The organism is Mycobacterium adipatum, assembly GCF_001644575.1.
GTDB lineage: Bacteria > Actinomycetota > Actinomycetes > Mycobacteriales > Mycobacteriaceae > Mycobacterium > Mycobacterium adipatum.
The window spans coordinates 4,762,329-4,785,678 of the sequence record NZ_CP015596.1; the positions used below are offsets into that span (position 1 = coordinate 4,762,329).

The 23,350-nt window shown below is 66.4% G+C and carries 17 protein-coding genes; 9 read left to right on the forward strand and 8 right to left on the reverse strand.

Features of this window, described 5'->3' with window-relative positions; translation table 11 throughout:
• Positions 1 to 17: 17 nt before the first annotated feature.
• The 3 genes from A7U43_RS22630 to A7U43_RS22640 all read right to left on the reverse strand — a co-directional run bounded on the left by A7U43_RS22630 (position 18) and on the right by A7U43_RS22640 (position 5,717).
• Positions 18 to 1,403, reverse strand: a complete 1,386-nt coding sequence (locus tag A7U43_RS22630; protein ID WP_067999578.1) for an FAD-binding oxidoreductase — start codon at positions 1,401 to 1,403, stop codon at positions 18 to 20.
• 165 nt (positions 1,404 to 1,568) lie between these two features.
• Complete coding sequence (locus tag A7U43_RS22635; RefSeq protein WP_067999579.1) at positions 1,569 to 4,574, reverse strand: UPF0182 family protein; 3,006 nt, start codon at positions 4,572 to 4,574, stop codon at positions 1,569 to 1,571.
• Positions 4,575 to 4,676: 102 nt separating this feature from the next.
• A complete protein-coding gene (locus A7U43_RS22640) occupies positions 4,677 to 5,717 on the reverse strand; it encodes a YlbL family protein (protein ID WP_068003468.1) in 1,041 nt (346 codons plus the stop codon).
• Between the two features lie 63 nt (positions 5,718 to 5,780).
• Between A7U43_RS22640 and A7U43_RS22645 the strand changes: the two genes are divergently transcribed.
• From A7U43_RS22645 to A7U43_RS22655, 3 genes are read left to right on the forward strand one after another with little or no spacing between them, the layout of a single operon-like run.
• Positions 5,781 to 7,136, forward strand: a complete 1,356-nt coding sequence (locus A7U43_RS22645; protein ID WP_197499894.1) for a zinc-dependent metalloprotease — start codon at positions 5,781 to 5,783, stop codon at positions 7,134 to 7,136.
• Between the two features lie 35 nt (positions 7,137 to 7,171).
• The gene (locus A7U43_RS22650; protein WP_067999583.1) at positions 7,172 to 8,011 is read left to right on the forward strand and encodes a cyclodehydratase; all 840 of its coding nucleotides are present in this window, start codon (positions 7,172 to 7,174) and stop codon (positions 8,009 to 8,011) included.
• A 57-nt stretch (positions 8,012 to 8,068) separates the two neighbouring features.
• The gene (locus tag A7U43_RS22655; RefSeq protein WP_067999584.1) at positions 8,069 to 9,385 is read left to right on the forward strand and encodes a macrolide-binding ATPase MABP-1; all 1,317 of its coding nucleotides are present in this window, start codon (positions 8,069 to 8,071) and stop codon (positions 9,383 to 9,385) included.
• Positions 9,386 to 9,414: 29 nt separating this feature from the next.
• Here the strand turns inward: A7U43_RS22655 and A7U43_RS22660 are convergent, their stop codons facing one another.
• The 3 genes from A7U43_RS22660 to A7U43_RS22665 all read right to left on the reverse strand — a co-directional run bounded on the left by A7U43_RS22660 (position 9,415) and on the right by A7U43_RS22665 (position 12,244).
• Positions 9,415 to 9,681 (reverse strand): WhiB family transcriptional regulator, encoded by a 267-nt coding sequence (locus A7U43_RS22660; RefSeq protein ID WP_067999586.1) that lies wholly within the window; start codon positions 9,679 to 9,681, stop codon positions 9,415 to 9,417.
• A 142-nt stretch (positions 9,682 to 9,823) separates the two neighbouring features.
• Complete coding sequence (locus A7U43_RS29845) at positions 9,824 to 10,000, reverse strand: hypothetical protein (protein ID WP_156526003.1); 177 nt, start codon at positions 9,998 to 10,000, stop codon at positions 9,824 to 9,826.
• Positions 10,001 to 10,153: 153 nt separating this feature from the next.
• Positions 10,154 to 12,244, reverse strand: coding sequence for an ATP-dependent DNA helicase UvrD2 (locus A7U43_RS22665; RefSeq protein ID WP_197499895.1), 2,091 nt, complete (start codon positions 12,242 to 12,244; stop codon positions 10,154 to 10,156).
• 99 nt (positions 12,245 to 12,343) lie between these two features.
• On the opposite strand from A7U43_RS22665, the gene mrx1 reads away from it, so the two are divergent.
• On the forward strand, positions 12,344 to 12,595 hold the full coding sequence (mrx1, locus tag A7U43_RS22670) for a mycoredoxin Mrx1 (protein WP_197499896.1): 252 nt from the start codon (positions 12,344 to 12,346) through the stop codon (positions 12,593 to 12,595).
• Positions 12,596 to 12,638: 43 nt separating this feature from the next.
• Here mrx1 and A7U43_RS22675 read toward each other — a convergent pair whose 3' ends face one another.
• A complete protein-coding gene (locus tag A7U43_RS22675; protein ID WP_068003470.1) occupies positions 12,639 to 14,486 on the reverse strand; it encodes a sigma-54-dependent Fis family transcriptional regulator in 1,848 nt (615 codons plus the stop codon).
• 189 nt (positions 14,487 to 14,675) lie between these two features.
• On the opposite strand from A7U43_RS22675, the gene A7U43_RS22680 reads away from it, so the two are divergent.
• Genes A7U43_RS22680 through A7U43_RS22700 form a run of 5 tightly spaced genes read left to right on the forward strand, consistent with a single transcriptional unit; the run spans position 14,676 to position 22,380 of the window.
• Complete coding sequence (locus A7U43_RS22680; protein WP_067999593.1) at positions 14,676 to 16,583, forward strand: hydantoinase/oxoprolinase family protein; 1,908 nt, start codon at positions 14,676 to 14,678, stop codon at positions 16,581 to 16,583.
• 31 nt (positions 16,584 to 16,614) lie between these two features.
• A complete protein-coding gene (locus A7U43_RS22685; RefSeq protein ID WP_067999595.1) occupies positions 16,615 to 17,043 on the forward strand; it encodes an acetone carboxylase subunit gamma in 429 nt (142 codons plus the stop codon).
• Positions 17,044 to 17,068: 25 nt separating this feature from the next.
• The gene (locus tag A7U43_RS22690) at positions 17,069 to 19,198 is read left to right on the forward strand and encodes a hydantoinase/oxoprolinase family protein (RefSeq protein WP_067999597.1); all 2,130 of its coding nucleotides are present in this window, start codon (positions 17,069 to 17,071) and stop codon (positions 19,196 to 19,198) included.
• Positions 19,199 to 19,220: 22 nt separating this feature from the next.
• Positions 19,221 to 21,533 carry a hydantoinase B/oxoprolinase family protein gene (locus tag A7U43_RS22695; RefSeq protein WP_067999599.1) on the forward strand — a complete coding sequence of 771 codons (2,313 nt, stop codon included), beginning with the start codon at positions 19,221 to 19,223 and terminating at the stop codon, positions 21,531 to 21,533.
• A 58-nt stretch (positions 21,534 to 21,591) separates the two neighbouring features.
• A complete protein-coding gene (locus A7U43_RS22700; RefSeq protein ID WP_067999601.1) occupies positions 21,592 to 22,380 on the forward strand; it encodes a hypothetical protein in 789 nt (262 codons plus the stop codon).
• Between the two features lie 91 nt (positions 22,381 to 22,471).
• Here A7U43_RS22700 and A7U43_RS22705 read toward each other — a convergent pair whose 3' ends face one another.
• Positions 22,472 to 23,239 carry an IclR family transcriptional regulator gene (locus tag A7U43_RS22705; protein WP_231963391.1) on the reverse strand — a complete coding sequence of 256 codons (768 nt, stop codon included), beginning with the start codon at positions 23,237 to 23,239 and terminating at the stop codon, positions 22,472 to 22,474.
• Between the last annotated feature and the right edge of the window lie 111 nt (positions 23,240 to 23,350).

Consider the following 23,350-nt stretch of genomic DNA (forward strand, 5'->3'; position numbering starts at 1 on the left):
GTGCTCAGCGCCGGTTTCTACGCCGAAAAGCGCACCACCAGACCGGTCTTGAAGACCCCCGCCGGGTCGTACCGGTCGGCCAACACCGCCAGCCAGTGCCGGGTGTCTTCGTCATAGACCCGCGCCATCCGCTCCGCGTTCGCTGCGGGCGCAAAATTGGGCAGCAGTCCGCCGGTCGACCACGGTTGCAGCGCGCGCGCCAGCGCGCCAGCCTGGGCCGGCACCAGCTCCGCGGCCGGCCCCACCGGCACCCCGATGATGGTGACCGCGTACGCCGCCTGGCGATGGCAGAACGCGCTGGGGTGCGGGGCCTGGCGGGCCATCGCCCCGCCGAGCAGCCGCACCTCCACGATGGTCTGCACCGACGCCGAACCCGGGCCCGCAGCCGTCAGCAGGATATCGACTGCCGCCGAACCCAACTCGCGCAGCAATACCTGCTCCTCGTACGTCGGCATCGGATCCACCGGGTCGGCGTGCACCGCGCCGATCGCCGCATACGGCAGCACCCCGACGGTGTCGAGCACCGGCGTGGCCGCCTCCCGCATCGGCGCCAACATCGCTGCCGCTTCGGCGAAGTCATCCAGCGCGGTGTAGCGCACCGCGACGGTCAGTCGGCCCGCCAGCTCCTCGGGCACCCCGGGCAACGGCGGCAACTGCTGAAAGGCGATGGACGTGTTGATGTTCTCCGGCAGCCCGGCACTCCACTGCTGCCAGCCACCCAGCACCGCCGCGGCATCGGCACCGTCGAAATAGAGTGCGCCACCATAGAACTCGGAGATCGGCAGCAGATCGATCTCGACGCCGGTGACGATGCCGAGGGTGGCCTTGCCGCCGCGCAGCCCCCAGAACAATTCGGCATGGTCCTCGGGGGTCACATGCAGCAACTCACCGGCCCCGGTCACCACGTCAAAGGCGCGCACGTAGTCCGAGGACACGCCGACGCTGCGCACCAGCGGACCGACACCGGCGCCGGTGAGGAACCCCACCACGCCCACACTCGGAGAGGATCCGCACAGCGGAGCCAGCCCGTGCGGTGCGGCGGCGTCCAGCACGTGCTGCCACCGCGCGCCGGCTCCCACCCGGGCGGTCCGCGTCGGCAGGTCCACCACGCAGTCGGTCATTGCGCTGGTCTGCACCAGAATGGTGTCCGCGGCCACCGGGATGGCGCCGTGCCCGGTCGCCTGCACCGTCACCCGCAGACCGTGGGCGGCGGCGAAGCGCACAGCTTCGGCGACGTGATGCGGCGACGTGGCGAACACCACGGCCGCGGGCTGCACCGGCACGGCGACGTTCCACGGGGTGCAGCGCTCGTAGCCGGGCTCGCCGCGCAGCGCGACCAGGGCGCTGACGTGGTCGGGCAGTGCCGACACCACGCTCCTGTCGACAGATTCGGCCAGGGTCATTCGAGGGTCCTTTCGGGCAGGGCTGTTCATCGGTCCCCACCTTCGCCCGGCCCACTTGGCATCTTCTTGGAGCCGCCCGCAAGTCAGCCCGCGCACGCGAAAGTGCGGTCCCATCCGCACCCTCTCGGGGTGTTGCGGATGGGACCGCACTGTCGGCGGGTGGAGCTACCGGGCCTCGCGGTACTTGTTCATCGCGTCGTCGAGGCGCTGCAGCGCCTCGCCGAACTCGGCGAAATCACCGCTGGTCTGGGCGGTCTGCATATTGTCCAGCGCCGCATTGACCTCCTGCAGGGCGGCGGCCTTGGCCCCCGACAACTGCACCGGTCCGCCCGGAACCGCGGCGGCGGGCGGTGGCGCGCTGGGCGCACTCCCCTGCTGCGGCGGAGTGGCCTGCGGGTTGGCCGCGGGCTGCGCCGGCGGCCGCGCCGCCGGCTGTCCCTCGGCCGGCGCCGGACCTGTCGCGGTCGCGCCCGCACCGGCACCGAAGATCTCATCGAGGGCATCGCGGACCGTCGGACCGTAGCCGACCTTGTCGTTGTACATCATCGCGACACGAATCAGCCGTGGGTATGTCGACGCGGCATCGCTGGCCCCCGGCGAGGCGTAGATCGGCGCCACATAGAGCAGGCCACCGTTGCCGATCGGCAGGGTCAGCAGGTTGCCCCAGCGAATCCGGTTCTGGCCGTCACGCCCGATCTGGCCCAGCTCCGTGGACACCGCGGTATCGGTGCTGATGGCGTTGAACGCCAACTTCGGCCCGTTGACCTGGCCCGGGATCGTGAGCACCGTGAGCTTGCCGTAGGTGTCGGGATCCGAGCTCGCGCTGATATAGGCGGCCAGGAAGTCACGCCTGATCCAGTTCATCGCACTGGTCAACTGGAACGACGCCGAGTCGCTCTCCTGCTGGGCCAGATCCTTGGCCACGATGTAGTACGGCGGCTGGAAGCTACTGGCCGTCGGGTTCGGATCCAGTGGGACATCCCAGAAGTCGGCGTTGGTGAAGAACTTCACCGGATCATCCACGTGATACTTGGCCAGCAGCGCACGCTGCACCTTGAACAGGTCCTCGGGATAGCGCAGATGGGCCTGCAGGTCCGCGGAGATCTCCGACTTGGGCTTCACCGTGTCCGGGAAAACCGACATCCACGCCTTGAGCACCGGATCGGTCTCGTCCTGCGCGTACAGCGTCACCGTGCCGTCATAGGCATCCACGGTGGCCTTCACCGAGTTCCGGATGTAGGACACCTGCTTATCCGGCAGCAGCCGGTTGACGGCCACCTCGTTGGAGTCGATGGTGGCGTTCGACAGCGTGGTCAACTCCGAGTACGGGTAGTTGTCCAGGGTGGTGTACCCGTCGACGATCCAGACCATCCGCTTGTTGACGATCGCCGGGTAGACCCCGTTGTCGGTGGTCAACCACGGCGCGACGGCCTCGACCCGCTGCGCGGGGTCACGGTTGAACAGGATGCGGCTGTTCTCGCCGATCACGTTGGACAACAGGAAGTTCCGCTCGGCGAACTTGGCCGCGAACACACCGCGGTTGATCCAGTTGCCGATCCCCACACCGCCGGTGCCACCGTAGGTGTAGTTCTTGGTCTCCATGTTGGTCTCGTAGTCGTATTCACGGTCGACGTCACCGCTCTTGCCGACGATCGCGTAATCGTCGGGGGCACTGGCGATCACCGGGCCGAAGTAGATCCGCGGCTGATCCAGCGGTGCCGGGCCCGGGGACACCACGCCGCCGTTGGCCCCGACCACGCTGGCCAGGAACTCCGGGTATCCGCCGTTCTGGTTGGGGTCGTTGGCGACACCACGCACCGTGTTGGCCGGCGAGGCGACAAAGCCGTTGCCGTGGGTGTAGACGGTGTGCCTGTTGATCCAGTCCCGCTGGTTGTCGATGAGGCGGTCCGGGTTGAGCTCACGCGCGGCCACCACGTAGTCGCGGATCTGGCCGTCGGGGCCGGTGTAGCGGTCCATCGAAAGCTGGTCGGGGAAGTTGTAGAAGTTCTTGCCCTGCTGGAACTGGGTGAAGGCCGGGCTGACGATGGTCGGGTCGAGCAGCCGGATGTTCGAGGTGGTGGCCCGGTCGGCCGCCACTTGCTGGGCCGTCGCGTTGGCGTCACCGCTGTAGTCGCGGTAGGTCACCACGTCGTCGGTCAGCCCGTAGGCGTGCCGGGTCGCGTCGATACTTCGACTGATGTACTCGCTTTCCTTCTGCGCCGCATTGGGCTTGACGCTGAACTGCTCGACGACCAGCGGCCAGCCCGCGCCCACCACCAGAGAGGACAGCAGCAGCAGCACCAGACCGATGGCCGGGATACGCAGATCACGCAGGACCAGCGCGGAGAACACCGCGACCGCGCAGATGACGGCGATGGCCAGCAGGATCAGCTTGGCCGGCAGCACCGCGTTGATATCGGTGTAGCCAGCACCGGTGAAGGGCTTACCGGCGCGGGTGTTGCTCAGCAGTTCGTACCGGTCCAGCCAGTACGCGGCGGCCTTGAGCAGCACCAGGGTGCCGGCCAGCGCGATCAGCTGGATACGGGCCGCGCGGCTGAGCGCGCCGGAGCGCCCGGCCAGCCGGATCCCGCCGAACAGGTAGTGGCCCAACAGGTTGGCCACGAACGCCAGGAACACCGCGACGAACAGGTAGGTCAGCACCAGCCGATAGAACGGCAGGTCGAAGGCGTAGAAGCCGAGATCGATGCCGAACTGCGGGTCGGTGATCCCGAACTCGCCGCCGTGCAGGAACAGCTGCACCTGCGGCCAGTAGCTCTGCGCGACGATGCCGGCCAGCAGACCGATGAACACCGGGATGCCGATACCGAACAGCCGCAGCCGGCTCATCACGGTGGTGCGGTAGCGGGCCACCGGGTCGTTGGGGCCCACGGTCGGCACGAACACCGGGCGGGTGCGATAGGCCAGCGTCATGGCCGCGAAGACCACCGCTCCGATCAGCAACGCCACCACCAGGAACAGCACGATGCGGGTGAACAGCACCGTGGTGAACACCGAGCGGTAGCCGAGCTCGCCGAAGAACAGCCAGTCGACATATCCGTCGATGAACCGGGGGCCCACCAACAACAACAGGACTACAGCTACCGCGACGCCGATGAGAACCCGGCTCCGTCGTGTCAGCTGCGGCATTCGTGCCGCGGGCCGCATACCCAACTCTTCAACTCCAGTCCATGATCGGTGGCCTCAGCATGTCTGAATCCCGGTCGAGGGGCCACGTCTTGTCCCAACTCTACGCAGTGCCTGCCAAGGAACTTCTCAGCATGTGGGGGGTTCGCCACCGGCAGAAATCGTGTTCAACGCGTCCACTGCCGTGGTGAGCGTCTCCACCTTGACCAGTTGCAGACCGTCTTCGTGGGCGGTGCGCGCCTCGGCGCAGTTCTCGGCGGGGACCAGGAACACCGTCGCACCCGCTTCGCGCGCGGCCACCATCTTGTGCGTGATGCCGCCGATGGAACCGACCTTGCCGTCGGCGTCGATGGTGCCGGTGCCGGCGACGAACTTGCCGTCGTTGAGTTCACCGGTGGTCAGCTTGTCCACCACGGCCAGGCTGAACATCAGGCCCGCCGACGGCCCGCCGATATTGGCCAGGTTGAACTCGATGTCGAACGGCGCCCACGGCGCGTCCAACACCCCGACACCGAGGTAGCCCTGCTCCTTGTCGGGGTGCTTGCCCAACGTGATGGTGGCGGTGCCGACGCCGCCGTTCTTGCGCCGGTAGTCGATCACGATCTGATCGCCGGGCTTGGTGTTCTTCACGACATCCTGGAAGGCCTTGAGGTCGGGCACCTCGATGTTGTTCACCATGTCGATGGCATCGCCGCGTTCCAGCTTCCCGGCCGAGGGCCCCTTCTCTTCGACGGACTCCACCGTCACGGCCTTCGGGTACTTCAGGTAGGACAGTGCGGCGTATTCGGCGTCGTCCTCGGAACGTTTGAAGTCCTCGGTGTTGCCCTTGTCGATGTCGTCCTTCGACTTGTCCGGCGGGTAGACCAGCTCGCGCGGGATCAGCTGATCGCGGCCCGACATCCACAACACCAGCGCCTGGCCCAGGCTCAGGCCGTCCCGCTGGGACACCGTCGTCATGTTCAGGTGCCCGGAGGTCGGATGGGTAACCTGACCGGCGACCCCGTCGGTGGCTTTGATGTCCACGACCTGCTTGCCGTCGATCTCACCGAGGGTGTCGAATGTCGGCCCCGGACCCAACGCGACGAAGGGCACCGTCACCACCGACAGCAGCAACCCGAACGCCACGATCGGCACGAGCGCGACCACCAGCGTCAAAATCCGCCTGTTCACGCCGCCCACAGTAGAGCGCGTTCACCCACAGCGTGACCCACGGGCCCACCCGCGACACCGCCGGTGGGTACCGTTGACGGTATGGCTGACCTGCCCTTCGGCTTCTCTCACGGAGATGACCCGGATCCTGACAAGCGCAAGAAAGATCCCTCCGGGGATCCGTTCGGGCTGGGCGGTGAAGGTTTCGACATGTCCGATCTCGGCCAGATCTTCACCCGCCTCGGCGAGATGTTCAGCGGTGCAGGCACTATGGCCGGCGCCGGGCAGCAGGCCGGACCGGTGAACTACGACCTGGCCCGCCAGCTGGCGTCGAGTTCCATCGGTTTCGTCGCACCGGTGCCCGAGTCCACCGCCACCGCGATCGCCGATGCGGTGCGCCTCGCCGAGACATGGCTCGACGGGGCCACCGCCCTGCCGGCGGGCACCACCCGCACGGTGGCGTGGACGCCGACCGAGTGGCTGGACAACACCCTGGACACCTGGAAGCGGTTGTGCGACCCGGTGGCCGAGCAGATCTCCACCGTGTGGGCCTCCGCGCTGCCGCAAGAGGCCCAGGCGATGGCCGGCCCGTTGCTGGCCATGATGTCCCAGATGGGCGGGATGGCTTTCGGCAGCCAATTGGGGCAAGCCCTCGGCAAACTGTCCAAGGAGGTGCTGACCTCCACCGATATCGGATTGCCGCTGGGCCCCAAGGGTGTCGCCGCCCTGATGCCGCAGGCCGTGGACGCACTCACCGAGGGTCTAGAGCAGCCCCGCAGCGAAGTACTGACCTTCCTGGCCGCCCGCGAGGCGGCCCATCACCGGCTGTTCAGTCATGTGCCGTGGCTGTCCAGCCAGCTGCTCAGCGCCGTCGAGGCGTTCGCCAAGGGCATGAAGATCGACATGTCCGGTATCGAGGACATGGCCCAAGGCTTCAACCCGGCGTCGCTGGCCGACCCGGCGGCCATGGAGCAGCTGCTCAGCCAGGGCATGTTCGAACCCAAGTCCACCCCGGAGCAGACCGCGGCGCTGGAGCGGCTGGAGACCCTGCTGGCGCTCATCGAGGGCTGGGTGCAGACCGTCGTGATCGCCGCGCTCGGGGACCGGCTGCCGGGCACCGAGGCGCTCAGCGAGACGATGCGCCGTCGCCGCGCCACCGGTGGTCCCGCGGAGCAGACCTTCGCAACCCTGGTCGGGCTGGAACTGCGGCCCCGCAAGATGCGCGAGGCCGCCGCCCTGTGGGAGAAGCTGACCGAGGCCGTCGGCGCCGATGCCCGCGACGCGGTGTGGCAGCACCCCGACCTGCTGCCCGGTGCCGCCGATCTGGACGAACCGGCCGCCTTCATCGACCGGGCCATCGGCGGTGATACCAGCGGCATCGACCAGCTGCTGGAAGACCTGGAACGCAACGAGGGCCCCGAAGGCCCTGTGGATAACTGACGCGGCGGGTGCGCCCGTCGTGACACAGTCATGACATGCGGCGCTACGCACTGAACCCGGCGATGCCGGTCCTGCTGCGTCCCGACGCCACCGTGCAGGTGGGCTGGGATCCGCGTCGCGCCGTCCTGGTGCACCCCCCGGCCGGACTGACCGGCCCGGCGCTGGCCCGGCTGTTGCGTTCCATGCAGGACCCGGTCACCGTCGGTGACCTGGTCGCCCGCGCGGGCCACCCCGAGCCGTCCCGGGAGGCCGTCACGGAACTGCTGGACGGCCTCGTCGCCGCGGGCGTGGTGACCCCGAGCCGGCCGCCGCTGCGGTCCGTGTCGGTCCGGGTGCACGGCCGCGGACCGCTGTCGGATCTGCTGTCCGGGTCGCTGCGCTCCTCGGGGACCCGGGTGACCCGCAGCAGCCGGCGCCACGCGGTGGTGACCACCGACCACACCGACCTGGTGGTGCTGGCCGATGCACTGATCACCGACCCGCGGGTGCTGCGCGATCTGCACACCGCCCGGGTGCCGCACCTGCCGGTCCGGGTGCGTGACGGCACCGGACTGGTCGGGCCGTTGGTGATTCCCGGGCTGACATCGTGCCTGGCGTGCGCCGATCTGCACCGCAGCGAGCGGGATGCGGCGTGGCCGGTGCTGGCCGCACAGCTGCGGCACGCCGTGACCACCGCCGACCGGGCCACCGTGCTCGGCACCGCCGCACTGGCCCTCACCCAGGTGGAGCAGGTCCTGCGGGCGCTGCGGGAAGGGGCGGGTACCGAGGGTCCGCCGCCGGAGCCGATGACACTGGACACCACCGTCGAATTCGATGTCGGCAGCGGCTCGGTGGTGACCAGGCGCTGGTCACGCCACCCGGCCTGCGGCTGCTGACACCACATGTTGCCCGTTCGTTGCGGCACATTCAGCCTCGTCATGGATGATGGTTAGGTGTCTGAAATTAAACGAGGCAGCGTCGCGCGCAATGCGAAGCTGGCCTCACTGCCCGTCGGCATCGCCGGACGGGCCGCGCTCGGGATCGGCAAGCGGCTGGCCGGTAAATCGAAGGACGAAGTCACCGCGGAGCTGATGGACAAGGCTGCCCAGCAGCTGTTCACCGTGCTCGGTGAACTCAAGGGCGGCGCCATGAAGGTCGGGCAGGCCCTGTCGGTGATGGAAGCCGCGATACCCGAGCAGTACGGCAAGCCCTACCGCGAGGCGCTGACCAAGCTGCAGCGCGAGGCTCCGCCGCTGCCCGCGGCCAAGGTGCACCGTGTCCTGGACGGGCAGCTGGGTACCAAATGGCGCGAACGGTTCCAGTCCTTCGACGACAAGCCGGTCGCCTCGGCCAGCATCGGGCAGGTGCACAAGGCGGTGTGGTCGGACGGCCGCGAGGTGGCGGTCAAGATCCAGTACCCGGGTGCCGATGAGGCGTTGCGCGCCGACCTGAAGACCATCCAGCGGTTGACCGGGGTGTTCAAACAGCTCGCGCCGGGCGCCGATATCGAGAGTGTGGTCGCCGAACTGATCGAGCGCACCGAGATGGAACTGGACTATCGGCTCGAAGCCGACAACCAGCGGGCCTTCGCCAAGGCGTACGCCGACGACCCGCATTTCGTGGTGCCCGCAGTGATCGCGAGTGCGCCCAAGGTCGTCATCGCCGAGTGGATCGAAGGCGTGCCGATGTCGGTCATCATCCGCGAGGGCACCCCCGAACAGCGCGACACGATGGGCACTCGCCTCACCGAGCTGACCTTCGGGGCGCCCAAGCGTCTGGAGATGATGCACGGCGACGCGCACCCCGGCAACTTCATGCTGATGCCCGACGGCCGGATGGGTGTCATCGATTTCGGTGCTGTCGCACCGCTTCCCGGCGGATTCCCGCCCTCGCTGGGCACCTGTATCCGGTTGGCCAGGGACAAGAACTACGTCGACCTGCTGCCCGCGATGGAAGCCGCCGGGTTCATCCAGAAGGGTGAGCAGGTCTCGGCGCAGGAGATCGACGACATGCTGCGCCAGTACGTCGAACCGGTGCAGACCGAGGTCTTCCACTACACCCGGCGCTGGATCCAGCGGATGGCCGCCGGACAGATGGACAACTCGGTGGCGCAGCTGAAGATGGCGCGCCAACTCGACCTGCCGGCCAACCTGGCCATCCCGCTGCGGGTAATCGCGTCGACCATCGCGATCTGCTGCCAGCTGGACGCCCACGTTCCGGTGAAAGCCATTGCCACCGAGTTCGTTCCGGGTTTCACCGACGTCGCATAGTGCGCCGGCAAGCGGCCTGACCTGTTTGGTCAGGCCGCTTGCGCGTCCTTACGCGGACGGCCACGTGGCCGCTTGCGGGCCACGATCGCGCCGCGCTCGATGATCTCGCCACCCCACACTCCCCATGGTTCCTGGCGCTCCAGCGCCTCGTTCAGGCACAGGCTGCGGATCGGGCAGTCCGCGCACAGCGCCTTGGCCCGCTCCAATTCCGACGGGCTCTCGGCGAACCACAGGTCGGGATCTGCCTCGTGGCACGGCACCGTGAGTATTCGTTCAGGGCATGCCTGGACGGACATGTCGTTCCCTACTTCCTGGTCGTTGTTTCGGTGTCGGTGTTGAGACCGGACCGGGTGACCAGAGTGTTCGGGTGTTCCGAAAACAATGGCCACGGATCCGGTTGACGCGGGTCCGTGGCCTTTTCGGCGGTGCTGGGGCTACCTAGATGGGGCCCACTTCACGGACTCGGCGGTCGTCGGCGGCGCGGCGCTTGTGCTGCGGCGCGGCGGCAGCGGGCGCCCAACCAGCTCGATGCGCGGCGGGAATGCCGACGACGGCGTGGACGGACAGCGGCATACCGCTGACATTTACGCCCTGCTGCATGGTGAAAATCGTCATGATGCCGTATCCCTCCTCTCGCCCAGACAAAAAAGTAGCCCCGAAGAACTTGTGATCTTGAGGCTAGAGCCTAACAGCCCGAACGCACAAGCGATTTTCTGACCAGCGCATTTGGCGGAATATGCACCACAGTTGGCCGAAGTCCGGTCGGTGTCAGGACCGAGCCTTCACCAGGGCCAGCACATCGGAGCCGTACTGCTCCAGCTTGCGGGCACCGATCCCGGGAATCGCCACCAGCGCGGCCGCATCGGCCGGCAGCGTCTCGGCGATGGCGATCAGCGTGTTGTCGGTGAACACCACAAATGCCGGCACCTTCATCTCCTGGGAGATCCGCAGCCGCCAATCCTTCAGTTCGGCCAGCAGCTCGGTGTCGATATCGGACGGGCAGCTCTCGCAGCGGCGCAGCATGATCGCCGTCGGGGAATTCAGCGCCCCGTTGCACACCCGGCAGCGCGGCGCCGCACCCTTGGCACGTCGCGGACGCGACGGCGCGGCGTCCGACGGTGATTGCGGGGCCACCCCGTTGAGGAAGCGCGAGGGCCGCCGGCCCTGCCGCCCACCGGGCGTGCGGGCCAGCGCCCAGCTGAGCGCCAGATGTACCCGCGCCCGGGTGACGCCGACGTAGAGCAGCCGGCGCTCCTCCTCGACCGCCTCGCTGTCGGGTCCGTGGGCCAGCGCGTGCGAGATCGGCATGGTGCCGTCGGCCAGCCCGACCAGGAACACCGCATCCCATTCCAGGCCCTTGGCCGCGTGCAGCGAGGCCAGCGTGACACCCTGGACAACCGGCGGGTGCCGGGAGTCGGCGCGCTGCCGGAGCTCGGCGAGCAGCGTCGGCAGATCCAGCGAAGGACGTTGCGCCACTTCGTCATCGACCAGATCGGTGAGCGCCGTCAGGGCCTCCCAGCGCTCCCGGGCCTGGGTGCCGGCGGGCGGTTCGTCGGTCAACCCCAACGGTTCCAGCAGTGCCCGGACCAGATCGGGCAGCGAATCGTGTGGGTGATCGACATTGCGTTGCAGCGCCATCAGCGCCTGCCGGATCTCCTGCCTGCTGAAGAAACCCTCGCCGCCGCGCACCTGGAAGGCGATACCGGCCTCGGTGAGCGCCTCCTCATACACCTCGGACTGCGCATTGATCCGGTACAAGACCGCGATTTCGGCTGCGGGCGTGCCGGATTCGATGAGCTTCTTGATCTTCTTCGCGACGCCGGTGGCCTCGGCCACTTCATCGGGGTGCTCGGCGAAGGACGGTTTGGGGCCCGGGTCGCGCTGCCCGATCAGGTGCAGCTTGCTGCCGGCCATCCGGCCGCGCGCGGCCGCGATCACCCGGTTGGCCAGCGACACCACCTCCGGGGTGGATCGGTAGTCGCGTTCCAGCCGCACCACGGTGGCCTCGGGGAAGCGCCGGGAGAAGTCGAGCAAGAACTTCGGGGTGGCGCCGGTGAACGAGTAGATCGTCTGGTTGGCATCACCGACGACCGTCAGGTCGTCCCGGTCGCCGAGCCATGCGTTGAGCACCCGCTGCTGCAGTGGCGTGACGTCCTGGTACTCGTCGACGACGAAGCAGCGGTAGCGGTCCCGGAATTCCTGGGCCACCGCCGCGTCGTTCTCGATCGCCGCCGCGGTGTGCAGCAGCAGGTCGTCGAAGTCGAGCAGTGCGGTGCCGTCCCGGTGCGTTTTGAGCCGCTCGTAGTTGTTGTAGACCTTGGCGACGGTGCCCGCGTCCATCGGGACGTCGCGACGGGTCTTGGCGACCGCGGCCGCGTACTGCTCGGGGGTGATCAACGAGGCCTTGGCCCATTCGATCTCACCGGCGAGATCGCGCACGTCATCGGTGCTCGCCTTCACCGCCGCCTTGTTCGCGGCCTGCGCCACCACCGAGAACTTGCTGTCCAGCAGTTGCCACCCGGTGTCACCGACCACCCGCGGCCAGAAGTACTGCAGCTGGCGCCGCGCCGCCGCGTGGAAGGTGACGGCCTGGACCGCGGCGGTCGGCACCCCGGACTGATCACCGAGGGCGCGCAACCGGCTGCGCATCTCACCGGCTGCGCGCGCGGTGAACGTCACCGCCAGCACCTGGCCGGGCGCGACATGCCCGCCCACCACCAGGTGGGCGATGCGGCGGGTGATGGTGCGGGTCTTCCCGGTGCCCGCGCCCGCCAGCACGCAGACCGGTCCGCGTGGTGCCAACACGGCCTCGCGCTGTTCGTCGTCGAGGTCGCCGAGGAGACTGTCGACGGACGGCATGGGCTCCATCATGGCAGGGGGCACCGACATGGGCAGCGCCCGTCCCGTTACATAGGGTGGGCGGGAAATACGCATCGACGTCGATAGGTTGGTTACTCCATGGCCCCAACTTCTGCAGCCCAGCTGACCATGTACACCACCTCATGGTGCGGTTTCTGCAATCGGCTCAAGACCGCCCTGAAGGCCGAGGGCATCGCCTGGGACGAGATCGACATCGAGGCCGACCCGTCGGCCGCCGAATTCGTCGGCTCGGTGAACAACGGCAACCACGTGGTACCGACGGTGAAGTTCGCCGACGGGTCCACCCTGACCAACCCGAACATCAAGCAGGTCAAGGCCAAGCTGGGTTAATCCAGCGCCGCCCAGGACGGCGCTGGTCGTGGGCGTGCCAGGGCTATGCCGTGATGCCGTAGGCCTTGACCTTGCGGTACAGACTCGACCGCGACATCCCCAGATGCGCGGCCGCCGCAACCCGGTTGCCGCCGGCATCACGCAGCGCCGTCACGATGGCATCGCGTTCCGCGGATTCCAGCGGGGTCAACGCGTGGCGGGACGCGGTCTGGCAATAGCCGGGTAGATCGGACTCCTGGATCTCACCCACCGGCCTGCGCCGCACCGCATGCACCAGCGCCTCGCGCAGCTGAGTGATGTTGCGCGGCCACGAATATCGTGCGATCAGTCGCTGCGCCTCTGGACTGAGGCGCACCTTGCGGGCAGGTGCGATCCCGCGCAGCAATGCCGCAGTGAGCGCCGTCAAATCATCGGTGCGGCACCGCAGCGGTGGAATCGCTATCGACAACTCGAAATGATGCAGCAGCTGACGAAACGGCAGATCGGCAGAAGACGCCGAATCGGAACCGGTGGCAACCACCCAGGCCGGGCCCTCCATCGCCGCCACCGCCGAGAAATACGACTCAAGCCGCTCGACGCCGTCGGTACTGCCCTGGTCGATGTCACGGATGATGTGCAGTGTCGGATCGGCGGGATCACCGAGCAGTGAGCCGAGGTCGGTGGCCGGGCCCTCGACTCCGAGCTGGGTGGCGTCCACCGAGATGGCCCGTCCACCCGGATACACCGCATGGAACAACTCGGCCACCAACGTGAACTTTCCCGAACCCGGTTCCCCGACGACCAACGCCGGCAGACCCTGTTCGAGAGCCTGACACAAATCCGTGCACGCACGGACCCACGCCGGCGAGGTGCCGCCGGCCATGGAGTCCCGCGAGCGCGACAAACCGCTGACGATCTGTGATGTCTGCGGCGTTGCGACGGCGACCTGAGGCAACTTCTGCTCGCTGAAATCACCGGGCGACCCCGGCTGACGCACGGTCACGACATCGGCGATCACCACCATGCCCGCCACCTCCGCCCCCGCCAGGATCCGAGTTCCCCGGATACGGACCAGGCGCTGTCCGGGCAAGGTGATGGTGTCGCTGACTCGGTCCTTGCCCGCCATCAGGAACATCGCGTGCTCACGGACGACGCGTTGCTCGTCAGCGTCGAACATCTGCTGAGCGGCCGAATTGGCGACGAAGACCGAATCTCCGAAGGCGAACACCGCCTGTCGCGCGGCCCGCGCGGTGACCTTCAGATAGGTGTCGAAGATGGCCCGCTGCGCCTGCCCGCGATCCAGCAGCAGATTGCGTGCGATGTCCTTGGCCGCACTCTTGACCAGGGTGTGCATCAGCGGGCTCCAGGTCGACGAGAGCGTCGAGATGTCGAGTACTCCCTCCAGCCGGCCCGTCACCGGGTCGATCACCGGAGCGCCGGTACAGGCGAAAAGGTGCAGATTCTCGCTAAAATGCTCGGGGCCCACCACGCTGACCGGCTGTCCCGCTTCGAATACCGTGCCGATGCCGTTGGTGCCCATCGTCGACTCGGCATAACTGAATCCCGGGGCCAGATGCACCCGATCCAACAGCCTGGCCACCGCGTTCGAACTGTCGATGCGCTCCACCACCCGAGCGTTCTTATCGGTCAACGCAATGACCAACGGCATATCCGCAGTATCGATTTCCAACTGTTGTAGCACCGGTCGCGCGCAGCGGACCAACAGCGAGGCGGTGTCGATCTCATCGGTGAACTGCACGTCCGGGTGCGAAACGTCCACCCCGGCGGCCTGGCTGCGCTCCCACGATGCGGCGAGCACGTCGGAGACGCCGGCGGCGCCGCGGCCGCCGTACTCCAGGAAATCCGCCCGTGCGGCAGCAACCCGCAGTAACCGCATATCGCTGTTGGGCATGGCCACCTCCTGACTCGGTTGTCACCAAGTGTGAACGAGACACACATCACAACCAAGTCTTCCGATGTCCGATATTGGGACACCTTGCCGCCTGAGACACAGTTCACGCTTGGTCAAGCGATGTGGTGCACAGCACAGATGCCGCACGCATAACGCATTCACACATGCGAGTCCCACGAACGGAGCGCCATGGGAACCCTCATCAACATCGACAACGGCGGAACGCTGACCGACATCTGTGTCTGGGACGGCGGTGCGTTCACCTTCACCAAGACCCTGACAACCCCCCACGATCTGTCGGAATGCCTGTTCAGCGGTATCGAGAAGGCGTCGACCGCCCTCTACGGCGCGGCAGACACCACCCGGCTGCTACACGCCACCGAACACATCCGCTACTCCACCACGCAGGGCACCAACGCCCTGGTGCAGCGCCGCGGACCGATGATCGGCATCCTCACCACGCTGGACACCCTCGACACCCGGATGCAGAACACCGCCGCAGAGGAGAAGCTGTTCACCGGGTTGGTGGCCGATCGATTCCTGACGATCGACCCCGAGGCCGAGGACTTCGACTTCGATGCCGTCCAGAGGGTGAACCGGCTCACCACCCTTGGGGCGGCCCGCGTCGTCATCGCTGCGGGCAGTGCCGACGAGGAACGACGACTGCGGCACATACTGCTGCGCAAGTTCCCCCGCCACCTGCTGGGCTCGGTGCCGCTGCTGTACAGCTGGGAACTGGCCGGCGACCGCGACGACGCACGACGAGTGTGGTCGTGCGTGGTCAACGCGTTCTTACATCCGACGATGGAGCGGTTCCTCTACGGGGCCGAACGTCGCCTGCAGGACTACAAGGTGGTCAACCCGCTGCTGGTCTACCGTAACGACGGCGCCTCCTCCCGGGTGGCGAAATCAGTTGCCCTCAAGACATATTCGTCCGGACCTCGCGGAGGTCTGGAGGGCACCGCGGCAATGGCGAAGGTATACGGGCTGTCGCACGCACTGATGATGGACATCGGGGGCACGACAACCGACGTCGGCGTCGTGGAGGACGGATCCGTGGCGGTGTCGGACCGGGGCGCGATCGAAGGCGTGCAGATCTCCTATCCGATGAGCGACGTATCCTCGGCGGGCGTCGGGGGTTCCTCGGTCATCCAGGTCATCGACGGCAACATCACCGTTGGCCCGCAGTCCGTCGGTGCCGCACCCGGGCCGGCCTGCTTCGGATTCGGCGGCAAGCAAGCCACGATCACCGACGTCAACCTGCTGCTGGGGGTCCTCGACGCCGACACCTACCTCGACGGCACCTTCACCCTCGACGCATCCAGATCCCGCGCGGTGATCACCGAAACGATCGCGGCCCCGCTCGGAATCTCGCTGGAGGAAGCCCTGATCCGGATGGAGCATGCCTACTTCCAGGCGTTGTCGGCGTCGTTCGCGCACCTCGTCGGTGACGGCACCACGCTGCTGGCATTCGGCGGGGCCGGACCGATGAGCGCCACCGGCGCGGCCCGCCTCGCCGGTGTCAAGAAGGTGCTCGTCCCTCGCACCGCGGCAGTGTTCTCCGCCTTCGGGATCTCGTTCTCCGATATCGGCAAGACCTACGAGGTGCTGATCGACGAGCCCAGCGCCGCCGCCGCCCGCGCGACGCACGGCGCACTGCTGGCCCGCGCCGAGCGAGACATGTTCCAGGAAGGGTATGCGCTGGCCGACTGCCAGACGACCTGGCAGCTGCTGGTCGAAAACCCCGACGACGCAACGGTGTCGCAGCTGCCGTATGAGCCCGGTGACGAGGTCGACTATCCCGGCGCCGTGGTGTCGCTGCGGTTGAATGCCGCTGCGCCCCTGCCTCACCCGAACCTCGAGGCCGATGTCCCGATGTCGCCGCTCGCAGCCCCGGCACAGGGAACGCGCGCGGTTCGTTCGACCGCCGACCGGATCGACGACGTCACCGTGCATGTCCTCGATGAGCTCTCACCCGGACATACCGGTGCGGGGCCGGCCATCATCGAGGGCCCGTTCTTCACCGCTCGGGTCCTGCCGGACTGGTCATTCCGGGTCACGGCGGCCGGCGACCTGATGCTCACCGACAACCACTGATCCAAACCCGCACTCAGAAAGGAGGACTCCCATGCGAGTCCCCATGACCGAATACCTCGTGATCGACCTCGACTCCGAACGCTGGGTGTGCCGGGTGTGCGCCCACGACATGGGCTCGGCACACGAGAACTACAAGCCGGGAACGCTGGTGTACGACCGTGATCCCCGCGAGATCCACCAACCCATCATCGACCCCGACCGCTACGAGTACACCTTCAGCCCCGACCCCACGTACTGCCGGATCCTGGAGTACTACTGCCCCGGCTGCGCGACCCAGATCGAATGCGAGTACCTCCCCCCGGGGCACCCGCCGGCCGTCGACATCCTCGTCGACATACCGGCCCTGCGAAAGCAATGGGAACAACGCGGCATCGATGCCGAAGCGGCGCACAACTACGGCCCCGGCGAGGACGCCCAGAAGTACACCGCAGCACTCAAGGCCGCCGGCCACACCCACTGACCCGAGAATCAGGAGATCCACTGGCATGAAACGAATTTCGGTCGACATCGGTGGCACGTTCACCGACTGCTTCTTCGTCTGGGACGACATCTACGTCGACGCCAAGGCGCTCACCACCCATCACAACCTCGCCATCGGGTTCAACGAGGCCCTGGACCTGGCGTGCAAACGCGCCGGGTTGGACCGCTCGACCGTGCTCTCCGAGGTCGATTCGGTGCGATACGCAACCACGCTCGGCACCAACGCACTCATCGAGCGCAACGGTCCGAAGGTGGCCGCGATCGTCACCCACGGCTTCGAGGACACCATCCCGCTGTCGCGCGGCCGAGGCTACGGCGAGGGCTTGGACTACGCCATGCAGCAGAATCTGCCCGCTGCGGAACGACCAGAACCCCTGGTGCCGCGGCAGCTAATCCGATCAGTCAAGGAGCGGATCAACTCTGCCGGCAAGGTGGTCGCACGGCTGGACCCCGAGGATGTCCGCACCGTGGTCCGTGAACTTGTCGATGCCGGCGCCGAAGCCATCGTGGTGTCGTTGGTCAACGCCACCGAGAATCCCGAGCACGAACTGGCGATCCAAGAGATCATTCTCGACGAGTTCCCGCCGCACGAACTCGGTGCCATCCCGATGCTGCTCGGCCACCAGGTGTCGGGACGCAAGGGCGAATACGTCCGTGCCACGTCGACGATCATCGACGGCTATCTGCACGAGATCATGTTCCACGCGCTGGCCCAGCTGTCGGCCAACCTGCGCGACTTCGGTTACGACAAGCCGATGTTGGTGATTCACAACTCCGGTGGCATGGCGCAGATGAACTCCACCGATGCTCTGCAGACCATCCACTCCGGCCCCATCGCCGGGGTGGGAGCCGCCGAGCATCTCTCGAACGAGACCGGGCTCGGCCATGTCATCGCCACCGATATGGGGGGCACATCCTTCGATATCGGGCTGGTGCCCGAGGGCGGGGTCAAACACTACGACTTCCTGCCCACCATCGACCGCTGGCTGGTGTCGGTGCCGATGGTGCATCTGGACACCCTGGGTGCCGGCGGCGGATCGATCGCGAGCTACGACCGTATCCACAACTCCGTCAAGATCGGCCCGAAGTCGGCCGGCTCCAACCCGGGCCCGGCATGTTACGACCGAGGCGGATTGAAGCCGACCGTGACCGACGCCGACCTGGTGCTGGGCTACCTCGACCCGGACAACTACGCCAACGGCTATATCAAGCTCAACCGCAAGCGGTCGATGTTCGCCATCGAGGAGGAGCTCAGCGACCCGCTCGATATGGACCCGATCGAGGTCGCACGCGTGATCAAGGACGGTGTCGACGAGCAGATGGCCATCGGCATCGGCAAGGAGCTGCGGGTGCGCGGCTACCTGCCGGAGGACTTCACCATGCTGGCCTACGGCGGCAACGGGCCGCTGCACGCCTGTGGTGTTGCCCGGCACGCCGGTATCAAACGTGTACTGGCACCACCCTTCTCATCGGTGTTCTCGGCATGCGGCGCGGGCAACATGAAGCAGTTGCACTTCCACGAGCGAGGCGTGCACGTCACCATGTACAACGCCACCACTCGGGCGCTGTACGACAACTACGACGAGTTCAATGCCGTCGTCGCGGAACTCGAGGCGCGCGGCCGCGAGGACCTGGTGCGGCAGGGATTCTCCGAGCTGGACGTCCAGTACCGCCTCGAGCTGGACATGCGCTACGGCAACCAGCTGCTGACTCAGGCGGTGGCACTGTCGGATATCCACCGGATCTCCGGCGTCGGCGATGTGCTGGACATCATCAAGACGTTCGGCGATGTCTACAGTCACCGTTTCGGAGCGTCATCGGCGGCACCGGAAGCCGGAATCCGTTGCAGCACCATTCGAGTGGCTTCCTACGTGGACGGCGACGTGGTGAACTTCGAACCGCTCGAAGCCGGTGGGCAACGTAGCGCCCCGGAGCCGGTCGGACATCGCAGCGCCCACTTCATCGGCATTGATGAGCCGATCGACACCCCGGTGTTCGACGACAGCGCCCTGGCCCCCGACCGGGTCATTGCCGGCCCGGCGATCGTGACCACCGAGAACACCACCTTCCTGGTCGAACCCGGTTGGCGACTGGAGCCCACGGCCCAGGGCGCTGTCTGGTTCCTGCAGGACTGACCACAAACGTAAGGACTAGAAGATGACAACAGTCAACGAAAGCCCGGCCGGCACGCTCACCGACGAAGAACAGCAGTGGGTGGACCGCTTCATGGACGAGACCACCCTGTTTCTCGGCCCAGACCGCGAAATCATGCGCAGTCACAGCATTTCCGACCGATCGGATCATGAAGAGCTGGCCATCGCCGCAGGCGTGGACCGGCTACAGGTCGAACGCATCCGCAAGCGCATCGCGGGCGCCCTCGACGAGGGTTATGAGATGTGCGAGGCCCAAGGTGCCGCCCCCGGCGCCAAATGGGGCGACCTCACCACCGCCATCTACACCGCCTCCGGCGATGTCTCGTACCTGTCCTGCCACGGGGTGATCGCATTCAGTGCGATCCTGCACCACCCAATCCGGTACATCATGAAGTACTGGAAGGACGAACCCACCGTCGGCGTCAACCCGGGTGACGGATTCATCCACAACGATGCCCGGTACGGCAACGTGCACAACACCGACCAGTCGATGATCATGCCGATCATGCGCGACGGCGAGATCATCGCCTGGGTGGCCGCCACCATCCACGAAGGCGAGAACGGGGCGTGCGAACCCGGTGGCATGCCCTCGGGTTCGGAGACGGCGTTCGACGACGGGCTGAGGATGAGCCCGTTCAAGATCGTCGAGCGCGGCGAGTTGCGCCGAGATCTGCTGACCTTCCTGCAGCATTCGGTGCGCGACCCCAAACTGCAGCTCGCAGACCTCAAGGTGAAGATCACCGCGGTTCGCAAGATCATGGAGCGCATCGACGCCGTGATCGACGAGGTCGGTGTCGACACCTTCGTGGGCGCGCTGCGCACCACGGTCGAGGATGTCGACGTCGAAGTCCGCCGCAGGATCGCCGAACTCCCCGACGGCACGTACCGCTTCGACCAGTTCATGGACAGCACCCTCAAGGAGAACATTCTCATCAAGTTCGCCTGCACGATCACGGTCAATGGTGACCACATGACCGTGGACCTGCGCGGCACCGGTCCCGAGATCCTCAATCGGGCCATCAATTCGCCGCTGTGCTCGGTGAAATCGATGATGATGCAGGCCATTCTGGCGTTCTGGTGGCCCGACCTGCCCCGCTGCACCGCCGCGATGAGCTGCATCGACATCATCTCCGACGAAGGTACGTGGGCCGACGCATCCTACGATGCCCCGATGGGCCAGTCGCTGCAGGCCTCATTCCGCGGATTCTCCTGCATGCAGGCGCTCTACAGCAGAATGTCCTTCTCCACCCCGCACAAGTACAGCAACGTGGTGTCCAACTGGTTCAACCAGATCAACACCTTCCTGTGGGGCGGCATCACCCAGCACGGGGACATGGTCGGCAACCTGTGCGCCGATCTCAACGGGATGCCCGGCGGCGCAAAACCGTTCCGTGACGGCGAAGATGCGATCTCCCCGCTGTTCTGCGCCATGGCCGATACCGCCGAGCAGGAGGTGATGGAGGAAGAGGTGCCCTTCATGCAACTCGTCGCCAAGCGTCTGATCCGCGACAACATGGGATTCGGGAAGTTCACCGGCGGAATGGGTTACGAGATGATCGTCGCCGCCGAAGGTACACCCCAGTGGGGCTTCATGACGGTGACGTCGGGGGCCAAGTTTTCTTCGATCTACGGCATGTACGGCGGCTACGGTTGCGGAACCTATCCGCTGGCGATGGTCAAGGGCACCAACGTCTACGAGCACTTCCGGACGGACAACAAGAAGTTCGACCTGTCGATCGAGAAGGTCATGAACGAGCGTCCCTTCCCGGACGGTCGATACTCCACCTCGCACATGGGCCTGCAGTTCGACCTGGCCAAGGACGGCGAGCTGTACATGATCAGTCAGGGTGCCGGCGGTGGATACGGCGACCCACTGGAGCGAGCACCGGAATCGGTGATCCACGATGCCGAACTGGGCCGAATCAGCCAGCAGGTGGCCGAGGATATCTTCGGCGTTCGCTACGATCCCGCGACGTTCCGCATCGACGCGGCCGGCACCGAGGCCGCTCGGGCCGCCGCACGCAAGCAACGCCTGCAGCGGGGTAAGCCGTTCGCGGAGTTCTGCGCGGAGTTCGTCACACCGGAGCCTCCGAAGGATCTGCCGTACTACGGATCCTGGGGAACGTGGACGCCAGAAAGACAGGACATCACCGCCACGGTGTACTCCATCGACGGTCCCGAGCGGGTATGTGCGCCTCTGGCGGAACTTCCGATCGTGATGGTCCCGGATCGTCGCGAGGTCAAGATCGGCAAGCTCGAGGCCCGCATCGCCGAACTGGAATCCAAGTACGGCGAGCACGTCGCCCGACTCACCTGAACCTGGTGGCGGTCCCGGATGTCCCCCGGGGCCGCCACCAACCCGGAAAGGCAGTTCCATGAGCGCGAAATCGCTGGCAGTCGCCACCCCGAGTGGCCGCAGCCGTGCGCTGTTGATCGACGATGCCGAATACTCCACCACGGTGATCCGTCAGGGATCGCCGATTCCGTGGACCGACACCACTATGGCGACAACACATTTCGACCAAGTCAGGGCGCTATTGAATCCCGATGCGCTGTGGGTCGACATGGGGCGTTTGTTCCTCGCGCATACCGATTCCCGCCCGGACCTTGTCACGGCGATGGGAGCGCGCACCCGCGTCGGCTATCCGCTGCGCACCCTGTTGACCGACTCCGACGTGCTCGCCGCCAGTCGCGAGATGATGGAAACGGTGGCGAAAACCGCACGGCGTCAACTGCTCCTGCATGTACCGTCGCCCGCGTCATGGCTGGCGACCGCCCACGAGATCGCGGGCAATCCCCTCTCCGAGGTGGATGCCGACCGCGCCGACAGCGCATCGATGTACATTGCCGAGTGGCTGGGACAGCTCGGCTCGCTGCCGGTCGCGCTGGTCCTCCTGGACGCTCGAAATGCGTCGCTGGCAGAAACCCTGGCGGACTATACGGCCGTGACCAATGTGTCATCGCACTTCGGTTGGACACCGGCGATGTGGCAGGACGAGCGAATCGACACGGCCCAAGACCACGCCAGTATCGGCCTGATCGGCGCAGGGTTCTGGACGGGAGATACCGACGCCCCCGTGCCCGACGCCGATGTGCTCGTTACAACGATCCCGGCATCGGCGTCACCGGAACGTGTTCTCGATCAACTCGCAAAACTCAGCTGATACCGAGTGCATCGCCGAACTGTAATCAGGAAGGGAAAGTTCGAGTAGCCGCCGTCTGGAACGCGATTTCGGCGGTGGGCAGGCCGAGGTACTAGCGGCGCAGGCGTAGCGACAGTCGGTGCGCCTGCGCCAGTAGCATTTCGCCCAGCACCGGGCGTCGATCGGGACGAAACCTGGTCTCCACTCCGGTCAGACTCAACGCCCACGCGGGCTGACCATATCGGTCGAAGACAGCGGCGCCGATTCCCCAACTGCCCTCGACCAACAGGGCAGGGTTGACCGCATAACCGGTGGCCCGGGTCGAGATCATCCGCTCACGAATCATGGATTCGGAATGCGCAGAGCCCCAATTTATTTCAGGCGAGACACGGGAAAAGAAGTCGTCCGCCTCCCGTTCGGGGAGGTGACTGAGAATGGCCAGGCCGGCCGATGCGACACCCAGCGGGAAACGGATGCCGACGTGCAGGACGTGCGACCGCAGCGGAAAACTGCCTTCCTGGGCATACACGCAGACCGTCTCGTCGCCTCGCCGAGCCGACAGGAACGCACTCTCCCCTGATTCCCGCGCCAGCTCAGCCACGATGTCACGCCCCTGCGGGACGATGTCGTACCGGTTGGCCGCGCTCGTTCCCAGTAGGTACAGTTCCGGCCCCAAGGTCCACCGTCCCGTCTTGCGGTCACGGTCGACAAGGCCCTCCTCACCGAGGGCCGCCAGCAGTCGATGGACCGTCGGCCGTGCCAGCCCGGCGACTCGGGCCACCTCGGTGGTGGAGGCACCATCCGGTTCGTTCGCCGCCACCGCGCGCAACAGCGCGCCGGTGCGTGCAATCACGCCGAGGACGTTCGTGGTCTCACTCACAGCCTCATGATATGCGTTCACTGAATGGACGCATCGATCGATCACGACCATTGCGCGAACAGCTTCGACCTAATCGATGCTGATTTGTTCTCGTCTGCCACATGGCAATAG